General features: G+C 65.8%; 12 protein-coding genes. 7 read left to right on the forward strand and 5 right to left on the reverse strand.

Features of this window, described 5'->3' with window-relative positions:
- Window positions 1-99 precede the first annotated feature (99 nt).
- The gene (aspS, locus tag ACLMAJ_RS21655) at window positions 100-1,881 is read right to left on the reverse strand and encodes an aspartate--tRNA ligase (protein WP_412015694.1); all 1,782 of its coding nucleotides are present in this window, start codon (window positions 1,879-1,881) and stop codon (window positions 100-102) included.
- Window positions 1,882-2,041: 160 nt separating this feature from the next.
- On the opposite strand from aspS, the gene ypfJ reads away from it, so the two are divergent.
- The 3 genes from ypfJ to ACLMAJ_RS21670 all read left to right on the forward strand — a co-directional run bounded on the left by ypfJ (window position 2,042) and on the right by ACLMAJ_RS21670 (window position 4,159).
- A complete protein-coding gene (gene ypfJ, locus ACLMAJ_RS21660) occupies window positions 2,042-2,965 on the forward strand; it encodes a KPN_02809 family neutral zinc metallopeptidase (RefSeq protein ID WP_412015595.1) in 924 nt (307 codons plus the stop codon).
- Between the two features lie 131 nt (window positions 2,966-3,096).
- Window positions 3,097-3,615: a hypothetical protein gene (locus ACLMAJ_RS21665; protein WP_412015596.1), complete on the forward strand. Its 519-nt coding sequence runs from the start codon at window positions 3,097-3,099 to the stop codon at window positions 3,613-3,615.
- 115 nt (window positions 3,616-3,730) lie between these two features.
- Window positions 3,731-4,159 (forward strand): hypothetical protein, encoded by a 429-nt coding sequence (locus ACLMAJ_RS21670; RefSeq protein ID WP_412015597.1) that lies wholly within the window; start codon window positions 3,731-3,733, stop codon window positions 4,157-4,159.
- 74 nt (window positions 4,160-4,233) lie between these two features.
- On the opposite strand, the gene ACLMAJ_RS21675 is transcribed toward ACLMAJ_RS21670, so the two are convergent.
- Entirely contained in the window at window positions 4,234-5,862 is a 1,629-nt protein-coding gene (locus ACLMAJ_RS21675; RefSeq protein ID WP_412015598.1) for a hypothetical protein, read from the reverse strand.
- Complete coding sequence (locus tag ACLMAJ_RS21680; protein WP_412015599.1) at window positions 5,859-6,188, reverse strand: type VII secretion target; 330 nt, start codon at window positions 6,186-6,188, stop codon at window positions 5,859-5,861. Before ACLMAJ_RS21680 ends, ACLMAJ_RS21675 begins: the two co-directional genes overlap by 4 nt.
- 198 nt (window positions 6,189-6,386) lie before the next feature.
- On the opposite strand from ACLMAJ_RS21680, the gene ACLMAJ_RS21685 reads away from it, so the two are divergent.
- From ACLMAJ_RS21685 to ACLMAJ_RS21700, 4 genes are all read left to right on the forward strand, one after another.
- A complete protein-coding gene (locus ACLMAJ_RS21685) occupies window positions 6,387-7,415 on the forward strand; it encodes an NAD-dependent epimerase/dehydratase family protein (protein ID WP_412015600.1) in 1,029 nt (342 codons plus the stop codon).
- 21 nt (window positions 7,416-7,436) lie between these two features.
- Window positions 7,437-8,453: an Rv2578c family radical SAM protein gene (locus ACLMAJ_RS21690; protein ID WP_412015601.1), complete on the forward strand. Its 1,017-nt coding sequence runs from the start codon at window positions 7,437-7,439 to the stop codon at window positions 8,451-8,453.
- A 110-nt stretch (window positions 8,454-8,563) separates the two neighbouring features.
- The gene (locus ACLMAJ_RS21695; protein WP_412015602.1) at window positions 8,564-10,495 is read left to right on the forward strand and encodes a 2-oxoacid:acceptor oxidoreductase subunit alpha; all 1,932 of its coding nucleotides are present in this window, start codon (window positions 8,564-8,566) and stop codon (window positions 10,493-10,495) included.
- Window positions 10,492-11,574 carry a 2-oxoacid:ferredoxin oxidoreductase subunit beta gene (locus ACLMAJ_RS21700; RefSeq protein ID WP_412015603.1) on the forward strand — a complete coding sequence of 361 codons (1,083 nt, stop codon included), beginning with the start codon at window positions 10,492-10,494 and terminating at the stop codon, window positions 11,572-11,574. Before ACLMAJ_RS21695 ends, ACLMAJ_RS21700 begins: the two co-directional genes overlap by 4 nt.
- Before the next feature lie 274 nt (window positions 11,575-11,848).
- Here the strand turns inward: ACLMAJ_RS21700 and ACLMAJ_RS21705 are convergent, their stop codons facing one another.
- Both ACLMAJ_RS21705 and ACLMAJ_RS21710 read right to left on the reverse strand, forming a co-directional pair.
- Window positions 11,849-12,772 carry a short-chain dehydrogenase/reductase gene (locus ACLMAJ_RS21705; protein WP_412015604.1) on the reverse strand — a complete coding sequence of 308 codons (924 nt, stop codon included), beginning with the start codon at window positions 12,770-12,772 and terminating at the stop codon, window positions 11,849-11,851.
- Complete coding sequence (locus ACLMAJ_RS21710) at window positions 12,772-14,280, reverse strand: flavin-containing monooxygenase (protein ID WP_412015605.1); 1,509 nt, start codon at window positions 14,278-14,280, stop codon at window positions 12,772-12,774. Before ACLMAJ_RS21710 ends, ACLMAJ_RS21705 begins: the two co-directional genes overlap by 1 nt.
- Window positions 14,281-14,302 lie beyond the last annotated feature (22 nt).

Genomic DNA, 14,302 nt, shown 5'->3' on the forward strand with positions numbered 1-14,302 from the left:
CCATCCCGCGGGCGAACGTCACCTGCGTGACCCCGGGATCGGCGGGGTGATCATGCGCAAGTGCGGCGACGGATCCCTCTGGTAGTCAGCGATGCCCGTTCAGTTCGCTTCGGGGGCCTTCTTCTCCGGCTTGAAGTCCAGCCCGGCTTCCTTGCGCTGCTGCGGGGTGATCGGCGCCGGCGCGTCGGTCAACGGGTCGACGCCGCCACCGGTCTTCGGGAAAGCGATCACGTCGCGGATCGACTCGAGACCCGCGAGCAACGCGGTGATACGGTCCCAGCCGAACGCGATGCCGCCATGCGGGGGCGCACCGAAAGCGAAGGCGTCCAACAGGAATCCGAACTTCTCCTGGGCCTCCTCGTGGCTGATGCCCATCACCTTGAAGACGCGTTCCTGAATATCCTTGCGGTGGATACGGATGCTGCCGCCGCCGATTTCGTTGCCGTTGCAGACGATGTCGTAGGCATAGGCGAGCGCCGAGCTCGGATCGGTGTCGAAGGTGTCGAGCGACTCCGGCTTCGGCGAGGTGAACGCATGGTGCACGGCTGTCCATGCCGAATAACCAAGCGCGACATCACCGCTCGCGGTCGCATCGGCAGTGGGCTCGAACATCGGCGCGTCCACGATCCAGACGAACGCCCAGGCGTTCTCGTCGATGAGCCCGACCTTGCGTGCGATCTCACCACGGGCCGCGCCGAGCAGCGCGCGCTGCGCCTTGGCCGGGCCGGCCGCGAAGAACACGCAGTCACCGGGCACCGCGCCGACGTGCTTGGCCAGGCCGTCGCGCTCGGACTCGCTGAGGTTCTTGGCGACCGGGCCACCGAGCGTGCCGTCCTCCTGCACCAGCACGTACGCCAGTCCCTTCGCGCCGCGCTGCTTGGCCCATTCCTGCCACGCGTCGAGCTGGCGACGTGGCTGGCTCGCGCCGCCCGGCATCACGACCGCGCCGACATACTCCGCCTGGAATACCCGGAAAGGGGTGTCCGCGAAATACTCCGCACACTCGGTGATCTCGACACCGAAACGCAGATCCGGCTTGTCGCTGCCGAAGCGGCGCATGGCCTCCGCGTAGGTCATATGCGGAATCGGGAAGGGGATCTCGTAGCCGACCAGTTTCCACAGTGCCTCGAGGATCTCCTCGGCGACCAGGATCACGTCCTCCTGGCGCACGAAGCTCATCTCGAGGTCGAGCTGCGTGAACTCGGGCTGGCGATCGGCGCGGAAGTCCTCGTCGCGGTAGCAGCGCGCGATCTGGTAATAGCGTTCGATGCCGCCGACCATCAGCAGCTGCTTGAACAGCTGCGGGCTCTGCGGCAGCGCGTAGAAGCTGCCGGGCTGCAAACGTGCGGGCACCACGAAGTCGCGGGCGCCTTCCGGCGTCGAGCGGGTCAGCGTCGGGGTCTCGACCTCGACGAACTCGTGGGAGGCAAGCACGGTGCGTGCGGCGGCGTTGACCTTCGAACGCAGCCGCAGCGCCTTACCCGGCGCCTCACGACGCAGGTCGAGGTAGCGGTACTTGAGGCGGACCTCGTCACCGGGCTGTTCGTCGAGCTGGAAAGGCAGCGGGGCACTCTCATTGAGCACAACGAGCTCGGTGACGTTCACCTCGATAGTGCCCGTCGGCAGCTCCGGGTTCTCGTTACCGTCGGGCCGCAGCTCGACCTCACCGGTGACCTGCACGCAGTACTCGGCGCGTAGCCGGTGCGCCTGCTCGGCGGGCTCGCCTTCGCGGAACACCGCCTGCGCCACTCCCGACGCATCGCGCAGATCGATGAAGATCACGCCACCATGGTCACGACGCCTGGCCACCCAGCCGGTGAGGGTGACGGTCTGACCGGCGTGCTCGCTTCGCAGCGAACCAGCCAAGTGGGTGCGCAGCACGGTATTCCTTTCGACGGATGTGACACCGGAAAGGCCACCCGGTGCGGTTGCCATCGTAGTGAGACACATTGCCTGAGTGAAAACCGATATCGCCGGACCCGTGCCAAGCTATACCGGCGGGGTATGACCGAGGCATGTGAACGAGCAGAAAGTGGCGGCGATGACCTTCAACGAAGGCATGCAGATCGACCCGAATCGAGCGTCGTCCGGCGGTGGACCCGGCACGGGCGGCAAGCTCGCATTGGGTGGTGGCGCGGGTGGTTTGATCTTGCTCGTACTAGGCCTTCTGATGGGCGGGGATCCCGGGTCGTTGCTCGGTCAGCTCAACGGCACCGAGAACGCGCAGGTGCAGCCGGGCACGTCGGGCACTCCGGAACACTGCAAGACCAGCGCGGACGCCAACAAGTACGTCGACTGCCGGGTGGTCCTCACCGCACAGAGCCTCGACTCGGTGTGGGGTGTCGAGCTGCCGAAGCAAACCGGTAAGCGCTACGTGCAGCCCAAGCTTGTGCTGTTCTCCGGCGCGACCTCCACCGGCTGCGGCAACGCGACAAGCGCGGTGGGACCGTTCTACTGCCCCGCCGATCGCACCGCCTACTTCGACACCACCTTCTTCCAGGAATTGGTCGACCGCTTCGGCGCCAGCGGCGGTCCGCTGGCGCAGGAGTATGTGGTCGCACACGAAATCGGTCACCACATTCAGAACCAGCTCGGTGATATCGGGCGGGCCCAGCGCGATCCGCGCGGACCCGAGTCCGGCGCGGTCCGCACCGAACTGCAGGCCGACTGCTACGCGGGCATCTGGGCCCACTTTGCCGACAAACAGCCCGCACCCGGCAGCAACCAGCCGTTCCTGAAGCCGTTGTCGGAGAGCGACATCGGTGACGCGCTCTCGGCAGCATCGGCGGTCGGCGACGACCGCATCCAGCGCGCCGCACAGGGCAGGGTGAACCCGGAGGCCTGGACACACGGGTCCTCCGATCAGCGCCAGAAGTGGTTCCTCACCGGCTACCGCACCGGCGATGTCAAGGCCTGTGACACGTATTCCGCACCGGACCTGGGCAATCCGCCCGGGCTGCGCTGAACGAACCACTCCGACAACCACTCCGACCGACAACGAATAATCGACACCACAACATGCGCGGCTCCCGACTACTCCGCGCGCTGCGATGATCGATGACAGATTGCCCGCGCCACACCGAATATGAGGATTTCATGCGAAGAATGACGTCGGCACTGCTGGTTCTAGCAGTGGCATTGACAGGCAGCTGGGGCGTGGCCGCAGCCGAACCCGAGGCGCCGCCCGCCGCGGTGCCCGCTGTCGCCCTGCTCACGCTGACCACCATGCCCGGCGGTTGGGAGAGCCGAACCGACCTGCGTCCCACGCTGGAGGTGTACCCGGATGGCCGTGCGATCAAGGCGCCCGACGCCGCCGCAGCTGATCGAGCACCGGCAACCCCTCCGCAGCGGCTCAACGGCTCCATCCCGTCCGATGTGCTGAATGCGTCGCTTGCCGAGATCAAGGAACTGTCTGTGGTGGATCTGGGCATGCCGACCGCCACCGATCAAGGCAGCCAGATCATCGACGTGATGCCCCCGGAGCAGGACCAGGACGTGCATCTGATCATGTACGCGCCCGAACTCACCGACGGCCTGAGCACCGAGCAGAGGGCGGCCAGGCAGCGCTTCGTCGACCTCTATCACACACTCGTGGACTCCTTCGTGCAGAACTGATCCGCACACGCACGTCGGTGCGGCACACCACGTTCCCGGCCTCCCCAGAATCCCTGGTGGAGGCCGGTAGCGTTCGAAGTTCCATCCCATGCAAGGAAGGAACTCCAGGCCGATCATGATTGCTCAGATCCGGTGTATCGCCCGCACCGCCGCCGTCCTCACCACGACGGGAGCCGCGCTGATCCTGGCGACCGGTTCCGCTCTTGCCGCCACCATGATCACCATCAACCACGCCACGGTGCGCGAGGACGGCGCTGTCGCGACCGTCGAGGTGGACATCACCTACAGCTGCGATGCCGACGGTGACGCGACCGCCCTCGTGATCAAGGTGAACGACAAGAACACCTCGGCCGGCGGACGAATGATGGGGAAACCGACCTGCGACGGCAAGCGCCATACCAACTCGGCCACCGTCACCGCGGCCGCGGACTCCGAGGAAGGTTTCCAATCCGGCGACGGCGCGACGGTCGTCGTCGTATTCCTCGACGACGAGGCCAAGCCGCTGGAGGACAGCAGGCAGACCGCGCAGCTCGTGCTCGTATAGACCGCACAGCGGACGACGACGCCCGCCTCCCGAGCCGGGAGGCGGGCGTCGTGAAATCTCTTGTCTGCGTTCGGTTAGAACTGATCCTGCTCGTAGTCGGAGCTGACCATTTCGTCCGAGTGTGTCGCGCCGATGACATCCGGCGTCGACTCACCGAGCGGCCCGGTGAGGTCGTCGTTGCCGGTCCGGCTCTGGTACGGGTCCACGTTTCGCGCGTGTTCCTCGTTCTCGCTGCCGCCCTTGCCCGCCGCCGGCGGGGCGCCGCCGCCCATGAAGTTGGAGCCGGCGGTGCCCGCAGGGGAGGTACCCGCTCCGGCACCGAGCGACGAACCCGGCATGCCCCCGAACGGACGTAGCGACGGCGGCACCGTAGCGCCAGGCAGTCCGCCGGCGCGTGGTATCGAGGGTGCGCCGCTTCCGGAGCGGCTCGGACTGCCGCTTCCGGAGCGGCCGGGGCTACCGAGCGCGCCCGCGTGGCTGCCGTTTCCGGAACCACCCGGCGTGTTCGGATTCGCCGAGGCCGGGTTGGTCGAGCTACCCAAGCCGGAGGTGTCGAGCGCGCTTGCCGCCTTCGTACTGGTGTCCTGCGCGACTTCCTGCGCCTGGGACATGATCGGCTCGCCGATGTTCGTCATCACCGCTTGCGCGACCTCTTGCGGCTGCGGCAACCCACCGGGTGCGATCAACTGGTTGACAAGACCGGTCAGCTCCGCCGTCTTACCTGCCAGATCACCGCGGGTGGCATTGGCGACGCTCACCGCTTGGCCGAGGTGCTCGGTGGCGGTCGCGATCAACGAAGCCTGCCCGGGCGGGGTCAGGATCAGCGGGGCGAGCGCGGTGGCCTGGGTAGCGAACGTGGTCGCGATTCCGGTCAGCTGCACGTTGCCCTGTTGCACTACGGACGCGGCCTTGGTGGTCAGGTCGGAGATGTCGAAGCCGCGCTGGCTGGTGTCCCGCCCCTCGGTGTTGGCCTGCTGGCCGGCGACCTGCGCATTGCGCGCGGACTGTCCCTGCCACAGCTGTTCGACGGTGGTCATGCTGCCCTTGCCGACCTCCATCGCCGCTTCGATGACCTTGGACGACTCGCTGAGAATCTTGGTGGGGTCGATCGCGCCGAGGATGCCGGTGCCGAAACTGCCGAGCAGATCGAGGATCGGCTTGAACAACGCGTCGACACCGGGAAGAGCGGGCAGCGAGAATCCGCTCATCAGCGCCGCGACCGGGTCGGCGGGCAGCGCGGGCAGTGCGGAGATATCGGGAACCGCCGCCGCACCGCCGCCGCCGAGTGCGCCCTGCGTCTGACCGAGCACACCCTGTGCCGCGCCGAGGACGGGAGCCGCGGCGTGACTCATCGCCATGTTGGCGCTATCGAGCAGGCTCGACACGTCCGAGGGAATGCCGGCGAGGATGTCGTTCGGATCGGCGGCCTGATTGCCTCCCGGCATGCCGGGCATTCCGGCGGGGACGGTGCCGTTCTGCGAGTCTTCGCTGATCTTGCGCGCGAGGTAGAACTCGGGCGGCTCGACCGGCGGCATATCGGCGGGCAACTGCCCCAACGGCACATCGACCAGGCCCTGCGGCGGCGCGCTCTGCGCGGCATTGATCGCCGACTGCTGCGCTGCGGACGCGGTGTGATCGACCGCGGCAACCGCCTGATCGACGGGCGCGATCACACCCGAATTCGCCGTGTCCAGCGGCTTCATATCGCGCCTCCGATCTGGTTGGCGATGGACGTCATCGAGCCTGCGTTGCCGAGGTCGGTACCGTTGATATTGGCGACCGTACTGAAGGTGGCCTCCGACAACTTGGCGTACTTGCCGGAGAGATCGTTGATATCCCTGGCCTGCAACACCTGCGCGGCGGCGAAGGCCACCAGATAGTCGACGCCGATCAAACCGAACACCGGTGTCATCGCGGCGACATTGCCGACCGCGTCCAAATTGCCTGCCTCGGCGATCTGACCGGCGATCCCGGCGTTCGTCGCACCGAATGCCGCAACCCCTTCGGTATCCATCGAGAAATCACTCATCGAGCTGCCCCCCAATCATCGTGAACATAAGTTTCGTGCACTCCCTGCCCGCGCGACCTCGCCGCTTCGGATGGGCCCAATATAGCGGACCCTACCGGCAAGTTTCGAGTCCATCGCGTGCCCGAAAACGATCCGTGCGCCATCCGAAAGGAACTAGAACGTGTTGCAAATTAGAACAAGTTCTATATTCTCGGTGCCATGAAGGTCGCAGTGACCGGCGCAGCCGGCTACCTTGGCACGAACCTGCTCAACCTGCTCGTCGGGAGAGGGCATGAAATCGTCGCCGTCGACCGCGTGGTCCCCGAGGGCCCCGCGGATCCCAACGTCACCTGGGTGTCGGGCAACGTGCTGGATCCGGAGTCGATGCGCACGGTGCTCGCCGGCGCGGAAATCGTCTACCACCTCGTCGCGGTGATCACGCTGGCAGAGAAGAACGACCTGGCCTGGAAGGTGAACACCGAGGGCGTCCGAGTGGTCGCCGAGGCCGCGCTCGATGTCGGCGTGCGCCGAATGGTGCACGCGAGCTCCATCCACGCCTTCGACCAGTACCGCTGCGGCGGCCGCATCGACGAGGACGCACAGCGCTCGACCGTTGAAAGCCTTCCGGTCTACGACCGCTCCAAATGGGCGGGCGAAATCGAACTCCGCAAGGTGATCGACCAGGGCCTCGACGCGGTGATCTGCAACCCCACCGGCGTGTTCGGCCCCGTCGACCACAGCACCCCGCTCTCGCGTATCAATCGCACACTCGAGGACGCCGCGCGCGGCCGGGTGCCCGCGATGATCGACGGCAGCTTCGACCTCGTCGATGTGCGCGATGTGGCACAGGGCCTGATCCTGGCCTCCGAGCGTGGACGCACCGGCGAGAATTATCTGCTCGGCGGATCGATGATCTCGATGATGGACCTGTGCCGCCTCGCCGCGAGCAACGGCGGAAAGAAGGGCCCGAGGTTCTCGATCTCGCCCCGCCTGGTCGGCGGCCTGATTCCGATACTCGAGCCGATCGGCAAGATGCTCGGCACCGATGTCATGTCGCGGGCCGCGCTCGGCGCTCTGCTGTCAGCGCCGGTCGTCGACCACGGCAAAGCGACGCGTGAAATCGACTACCAGCCGCGCCCCATCGAGGACACCGTGCGCGACCTGGTTGCCTTCTTCAGCGATCCGAACCAGCTCACCCCACCCGAAACCAGGCAGATCGCCGGACGCCCGCCGCTTGACAGGCATTAGAACGCATGTTCGACTGGTTGGGTGCGGTGGCAAAGCCAGACCCTGGATGCCGACGACGGCGCCCTGCCCGGTCTCGACCGGGCAGGTTTCGTGCGCACCGTTCAGACACCGGAATTCGAAGGCATCACCTTTCATGAGGTGCTATGTAAGAGCGCGCTGAACAAGATGCCGGAGGATACGAGCCTGCCGTTCCATTGGACGGTCAATCCGATGCGCGGCTGCTCGCACGCCTGCCGTTACTGTTTCGCCCGCGGCACCCACGAGTATCTGGATCTGGACGCGGGCCGCGATTTCGATTCGCAGATCGTGGTGAAGACCAATATCGCCGCGGTGCTACGCAAGGAACTCGGCAGACGGTCCTGGCATCGGGAACCGGTCGCCCTCGGTACCAATACCGATCCTTATCAACGGGCCGAGGGCAGATATCGGTTGATGCCGGGAATTATCCGCGCACTCACCGATTCGGGCACGCCGTTCTCCATCCTGACCAAGGGCACGCTGCTGCGCCGCGATCTACCGTTGTTGACGCTGGCGGCCCGTCAGGTCAAGGTGAGCGTCGCGGTGTCCATCGCGATCCTCGACATCGATCTGCACCGCAGTCTCGAGACGGGGACACCCGCGCCGAAGGCGCGTCTGGACATGGTGCGCGCGCTGGCCGACGCCGGATTCGACGTGAATGTCATGGTCGCGCCGGTGCTTCCCTACCTCACCGACAGCCGAGCCCATCTCGATGAACTGTTCGGCGCGATCGCCGAAGCGGGGGCGGCCTCGGCGATCGCGTTCCCGATGCACCTGCGCGGTAGCACCCGCGGCTGGTTCCTCGGCTGGCTTGCCGAGGCACATCCGGCGATGCTGCGCCGTTACCGGCAGCTGTACGGACGCGGCGCCTACGTCACGCCCGAGTACTCGACCTGGCTGCGTGGACGCACCCAGCCGCTACTGGAACAGCACGGCCTTGCCCGCGAAGCGCCCCCGCGGCCGCGGGTAGGACCACCCCACCCGCCAACGGCCGACGAACAATTGTCGCTGTTCGCCTGAGCAAGGCGAATAATTCTCATCGGAGGCGCGCGCTTCACAGTCACTCGCCCGTATGGCGGAGTAGGTTGGCCAATGGCAACCTCTCACCGACGAGGAAGTGAAGCAGGCACATGGTTTCGCACCAAAATGATGTCGGCACAACGAAATTGGAAAAGGTCGTAATTCGGTTCGCCGGGGACTCCGGGGACGGAATGCAGCTCACCGGTGACCGTTTCACTCACGAAGCGGCCGCATTCGGCAACGACCTCGCCACTCAGCCCAACTTCCCCGCGGAAATCCGCGCGCCACAGGGCACGCTACCGGGCGTTTCGTCCTTCCAGATCCAGATTGCCGACTACGACATCCTCACCGCAGGCGACCAGCCCGATGTGCTGGTGGCGATGAACCCCGCGGCGTTGAAGGCGAACCTGGAGGACCTGCCGCGCGGCGCCACTCTCATCGTGAACACCGACGAATTCACCAAACGCACCCTCACCAAGGTCCGCTACACCGCCAACCCTCTCGATGACGACACGCTGTCGGGATTTGTGGTGCACAGGGTGCCTATGACCTCTTTGACGCTGGGTGCCACCGAATCGACGGGAGTCGGCAAGAAGGACGGTCAACGCGCGAAGAATATGTTCGCGCTCGGGCTGATCTCCTGGATGTACGGACGCCCCATCGACGGCACCGAGCGATTCGTCCGAGACAAGTTCGCCGCCACACCCGATATCGCCGAGGCGAACCTGCTCGCATTGCGGGCGGGCTGGAACTACGGCGAGACGACCGAGAGCTTCGCCACCACCTACGAGGTGGCGCCCGCGGCGCTGCCGCCGGGCACCTACCGGCAGATCACCGGTAACACCGCACTCGCCTATGGGCTGGTGACGGCAGGGCAATTGGCAGGTCTGCCCGTTTTCCTCGGCACCTACCCGATCACGCCCGCCTCCGACATCCTGCACGAGTTGAGCAAGCACAAGAACTTCGACATCACCACCTTCCAGGCGGAGGACGAGATCGCGGGCATCGGTGCGGCCCTTGGTGCCGCGTTCGGGGGCGCGCTGGGCGTCACCAGCACCTCTGGCCCTGGACTTGCGCTCAAGGGCGAGACCATCGGCCTCGCGGTGATGACGGAACTGCCACTGGTTGTCGTCGATGTACAGCGCGGCGGCCCATCCACCGGCCTGCCGACCAAGACCGAGCAGGCCGATCTATTACAGGCGCTCTACGGCCGCAATGGTGAATCGCCGGTGGCGGTGCTCGCGCCCCGCTCCCCGGCCGACTGTTTCGCGACCGCGGTGGAAGCCGCGCGGATCGCGCTCACCTACCGCACGCCCGTATTGCTGCTCTCCGACGGCGCCATCGCCAATGGCTCCGAGCCATGGTCGATTCCGAAGGTGTCCGAGCTGGCGCCGATCGATCCCGCGTTCGAACCGGACGCCGAGGACGAGGCGGGGTTCCAGCCGTACGCGCGCGACCCGGACACGCTCGCGCGGCCGCTGGCGGTCCCCGGTACCAAGGGTCGCGCCCATCGCATCGGCGGACTCGAAAAGGCCGACGGCAGCGGCAATATCTCGTATGAACCGGCCAACCACGAGCTGATGGTCCGCTTACGCCAGGCCAAGATCGATGCGATCACGGTGCCCGACATCGAGGTCGATGATCCGGATGGGCGTGCGGAATTGCTACTGCTCGGCTGGGGCAGCTCGTTCGGGCCGATCGGTGAGGCGTGCCGCCGGGCGCGCCGCCGCGGTGTCCCGGTCGCGCAGGCGCACCTGCGGCATCTGAATCCGTTACCCGCCAACCTCGGTGAGGTACTGCGACGCTATCGCACCGTGGTCACGCCGGAGATGAACGGCGGTCAGCTCGCGCTGCTGTTGCGCGCGAAATATCTGGTGGATGTGCAGCCATGGACCAAGATCGCGGGCACCGCGTTCTCCGCCCAGGAGCTCGTCGGGGTGATCGATGCCGCGCTGGACGGCTCGATCGAGGAGATGGAACACGACAAGGCCTTCGCCGCGCGAGCGCGGGCTACCTATCGCCGGACTGGGGGCAACGAATGACAATCCTGGAACCCTCGCTTGTGGGTACGGATTTGGGCCTGACCGGCCTGTCCGGGGTGCCCGCGGCCGATGGCCCGCAGCAGGTGAAGGAATTCACCTCGGATCAGGAGGTCCGCTGGTGCCCCGGCTGTGGCGACTACGTGATCCTGGCGACCGTGCGCGGCTTCCTCGCCGATCTCGGATTGCGCAGGGAGAACCTGATGTTCGTTTCCGGAATCGGCTGCTCCAGCCGGTTCCCGTACTACCTCGAGGCATACGGCATCCATTCCATCCATGGCCGCGCGCCCGCCATCGCCACCGGTCTTGCGGTGACCCGCCCGGATCTGTCGGTGTGGGTGGTTACCGGTGACGGCGACGCGTTGTCCATCGGCGGCAACCACCTCATCCACGCGCTGCGGCGCAACGTGAACATGACGATCCTGTTGTTCAACAATCGGATCTACGGACTCACCAAGGGCCAGTATTCACCGACTTCGGAACCGGGCAAGGTCACCAAGTCGACACCCATGGGTTCGGTGGATCATCCGTTCAACACGCTGTCGATCGCGCTCGGCGCGGAAGCCGCATTCGCCGCGCGCGCATTGGATTCCGACCGCCCGGGCCTCACCGAGGTCTTGCGCGCCGCTGCCGAGCACCGCGGCACCTCGTTCGTCGAAATTCTGCAGGACTGCCCCATCTTCAACGACGGCGCCTTCGACGTGCTGCGCCGCGGCGACGCCGAGTCCCGACTGATTCGGCTGCATCACGGCGAGCCGATCCGCTTCGGCGCCGACGGCGAATTCGCCGTGATACGAAACGGTTTCGCCCTCGAGGTGGCCCGCACCGAGGCCGTCGCGGAATCCGACATCATCGTGCACGACGCCTACACCGACAACCCCGAATACGCCTACGCTCTCTCCCGTCTCTCCGATCAAGACCTCGGCCACGTGGTCACCGGCATCTTCCGCTCGGTCACTCGCCGCACCTACGACGACGGCGTCCGCGCTCAGGCCGCGACGGCTCGCGAACGCAAGCCGGTCGACCAGGATTCATTGCAGTCTCTGCTCAACGGACCGGAGACCTGGACGATCGGCGAGTAGCGCACTAGCTCGGCAGGCCCGATCGGTCAGCGAGCACACCGAGGATTCGATGTAGGGCGGTACGGTCTGCCGCTGTCAGCCCGACTGTGGTCTCCTCATCGATGTCGCATGCCGCGTCGAGGCATTTCATCAGCAGAGCGGTGCCACGCCCGGTGCGGGTGAGGATCTACCTGCGACGGTCGGCCAGGGTCGGCGTACTACTCGCCGGAGATGCCCGGCACGCCGCCGTCGGAGCGTAGGCATCTGCCTCGAGGTTCGGAGAACGCGGGCACTGTCACTGCTCGGACTTCCGGGCACGCAGCTCGACGGCGCGAATCAAATCGTGCAGTGTCGCGTCGCGCGCGAGCATGGCGTCGAGCACGACGTTCACTGCCCCACGCAGCAAGGCATAGGGTTCCCAGCCGATCGGAGCGATGGTGCGCGGTGCGCGGCGGCCTATGCCGTCGGCGATCGTCTCGGCTGCCCGGTACGCGGTGATCCGCACATTCAGCGGCCAGGGCAGCATGTCGCCCAGGCGCCGTCCGAGTTCGTCCTCGTCGAGAGTGTCATGTGTCATCGCCGTTTCCACGACACCGAAGTAGGCGATGCCCGCGCTCGCGCCGACCGCGGCGAGTTCGATCCGTAGCGCGCGTCCGAGTTGTTCGACGGCCGCCTTGCTGATCATGTATGGCGACCCACCCGCGCCGGGTGCGAACGCGGCGGCCGAAGAAACCACGACCACATGACCTTTCGAGGCGACGACATGCTCCAGCGCGGGCCGCACAGTATTGAACACCCCGGTGAGATTGACGCCGATCACCCGATCGAAGTCTCGACCGTCCATTACGCGCAATGTTGCGGGCTTCGGCACGATCCCCGCATTCGCGACCACCACGTCGAGGCCGCCGAAACGCTCAACTACTCGTGCGGTCGCCTGCTCCATCCCGTCGCGATCGCTCACATCGGCACCAATTGCCATGGCGCGGTCGCCGAGCGATGCGGCCGCGGCGCACGCGCTCTGCTCGTCGATGTCGGCCAATGCCACCGACGCGCCGCGGGCGGCCAGGATCTTCGCAAGCTCCAACCCGATGCCCTGACCAGCGCCCGTGATCAACGCTGTCTTGCCGCGCACGTCGTAGGAGCCAGCGATACGGGATGCTCCGTCGAGGTCGACCGCATTGGTGATCAGGCCGAGCGGATTGAAACTTCGGATACCCATCACGCGCTCACCTCGTAGGACTCGGCATCGAACCGGCTTGTCCGACGCCGGTATTCGAAGCTCCAATTCGGGTACAACCCGGCGTTGTGGCCATCGGCTGTCGTGTAATAGCTCTGACACCCACCGGTCAGCCAGACCGTCGAGCGACTGCGTTCGGCCATTTCCTCGAGGAATGCTTCCTGGACCTCCGGCCGCACCTCCACACGCTGGGCGCCACGCGACCGCATGGTCTTCAGCGCGTCCACGATGTAGGCGATCTGCGACTCGATCATGAAGATCGCCGACTGATTTCCCGCAGCACCGAAGGGCCCCAGTGTGCAGAAGAAGTTCGGGAACCCGGCGAGCGCGGCGCCCAAGTAACTCTGTGGCCGTTTCTCATACACCTCGGCCGCCGTGCGTCCGTCACGGCCGACGAACCGTTCGAACGCTCCGGGAACCGACTCGAAACCGGTTCCGTAGATGATCGTGTCGATCTGATGCTCGGTCCCATCGCTTGTCACGATGGAATGCGGCCGCACCCGCGCGATAGCAGCCGTGACGACCTCGACATTGTCCTGATCGAGGGCGGGCAGGTAGGCATCGGAGAAGATCGCGCGCTTGCAGCCGATCATGTAGTCGGGGGTCAGTTTCTCGCGTAACTCCGGATCGCGGACCTGACGGCGCAGCTGCCACTTGCCGAGCAGCTCATACGGGTGACGGAACCTGTTGTCGACGAATCCGATCAGACCGAACCCCTCGATCAGCGTGTAGTAGCCGCCGCGAATCGCCTTGCCCACCAGGGGCAATCGGCGCAACACGGTCCGTTCCAGCGCGGAGGTCGTGCGATCCATCCGAGGCACGATCCACGGCGCCGACCGTTGGAACAGGGTGAGCGTGCCGACCTTCGGCTGGATCTCCGGCACGAACTGCACTGCCGAGGCTCCGGTACCGATCACGGCGACCCGTTCGCCGGTCACGTCGTGCTCGTGATCCCAGTGCAATGAGTGGAATGTCTTGCCCGCGAACGTCTCCAGGCCTGGCAACGCCGGATACTTCGCGTCACTGAAGACGCCCGTCGCCGAGATCAGGAAGTCCGCGGTCAGCAGGCCCCCGGGAGTCTCGACGCGCCAGATCGACTGCGAATCGTCCCAACGCGCATCCAATACCTCGGCACCGTAACGAATCTGGAGTGCGAGGTCGTGCTCGGTCGCCACCGAACGAAGGTATTCGAGGATCTCCTGCTGCTTGCCGTAGGTGCGCGACCAGTTCGGGTTCGGTGCGAACGAGTAGCTGTAGAGATGCGACGGAACGTCGCACGCGCAGCCCGGATACGTGTTCGCCTGCCAGGTGCCACCGAGGTCGTCGGCTCGCTCCAATATCACCAGATCGTCGAAACCGGCCTCGCGCAATTTGATCGCGAGCCCGATTCCGGCGAATCCGGCACCGACAATGACAATGTTCTTGTGCTCGATCCGTCCAGCCGGACTTGCCTGGTCTCCGGATTCCTCGAGGATGTGTGTTCGCGCCATGGACGCCGTTGTCCTTTCTCGG

The sequence above is a fragment of the Nocardia arseniciresistens genome, assembly GCF_046764875.1.
In the GTDB taxonomy this organism is placed as follows: Bacteria; Actinomycetota; Actinomycetes; order Mycobacteriales; family Mycobacteriaceae; genus Nocardia; species Nocardia arseniciresistens.

Coding starts and splice junctions, on each gene's coding strand:
- ypfJ (WP_412015595.1), top strand. CDS start 2,042: ATGACCTTCAACGAAGGCATGCAGATCGACCCGAATCGAGCGTCGTCC.
- ACLMAJ_RS21665 (WP_412015596.1), top strand. CDS start 3,097: ATGCGAAGAATGACGTCGGCACTGCTGGTTCTAGCAGTGGCATTGACA.
- ACLMAJ_RS21670 (WP_412015597.1), top strand. CDS start 3,731: ATGATTGCTCAGATCCGGTGTATCGCCCGCACCGCCGCCGTCCTCACC.
- ACLMAJ_RS21675 (WP_412015598.1), bottom strand. CDS start 5,862: ATGAAGCCGCTGGACACGGCGAATTCGGGTGTGATCGCGCCCGTCGAT.
- ACLMAJ_RS21680 (WP_412015599.1), bottom strand. CDS start 6,188: ATGAGTGATTTCTCGATGGATACCGAAGGGGTTGCGGCATTCGGTGCG.
- ACLMAJ_RS21685 (WP_412015600.1), top strand. CDS start 6,387: ATGAAGGTCGCAGTGACCGGCGCAGCCGGCTACCTTGGCACGAACCTG.
- ACLMAJ_RS21695 (WP_412015602.1), top strand. CDS start 8,564: ATGGTTTCGCACCAAAATGATGTCGGCACAACGAAATTGGAAAAGGTC.
- ACLMAJ_RS21700 (WP_412015603.1), top strand. CDS start 10,492: ATGACAATCCTGGAACCCTCGCTTGTGGGTACGGATTTGGGCCTGACC.
- ACLMAJ_RS21705 (WP_412015604.1), bottom strand. CDS start 12,772: ATGGGTATCCGAAGTTTCAATCCGCTCGGCCTGATCACCAATGCGGTC.
- ACLMAJ_RS21710 (WP_412015605.1), bottom strand. CDS start 14,280: ATGGCGCGAACACACATCCTCGAGGAATCCGGAGACCAGGCAAGTCCG.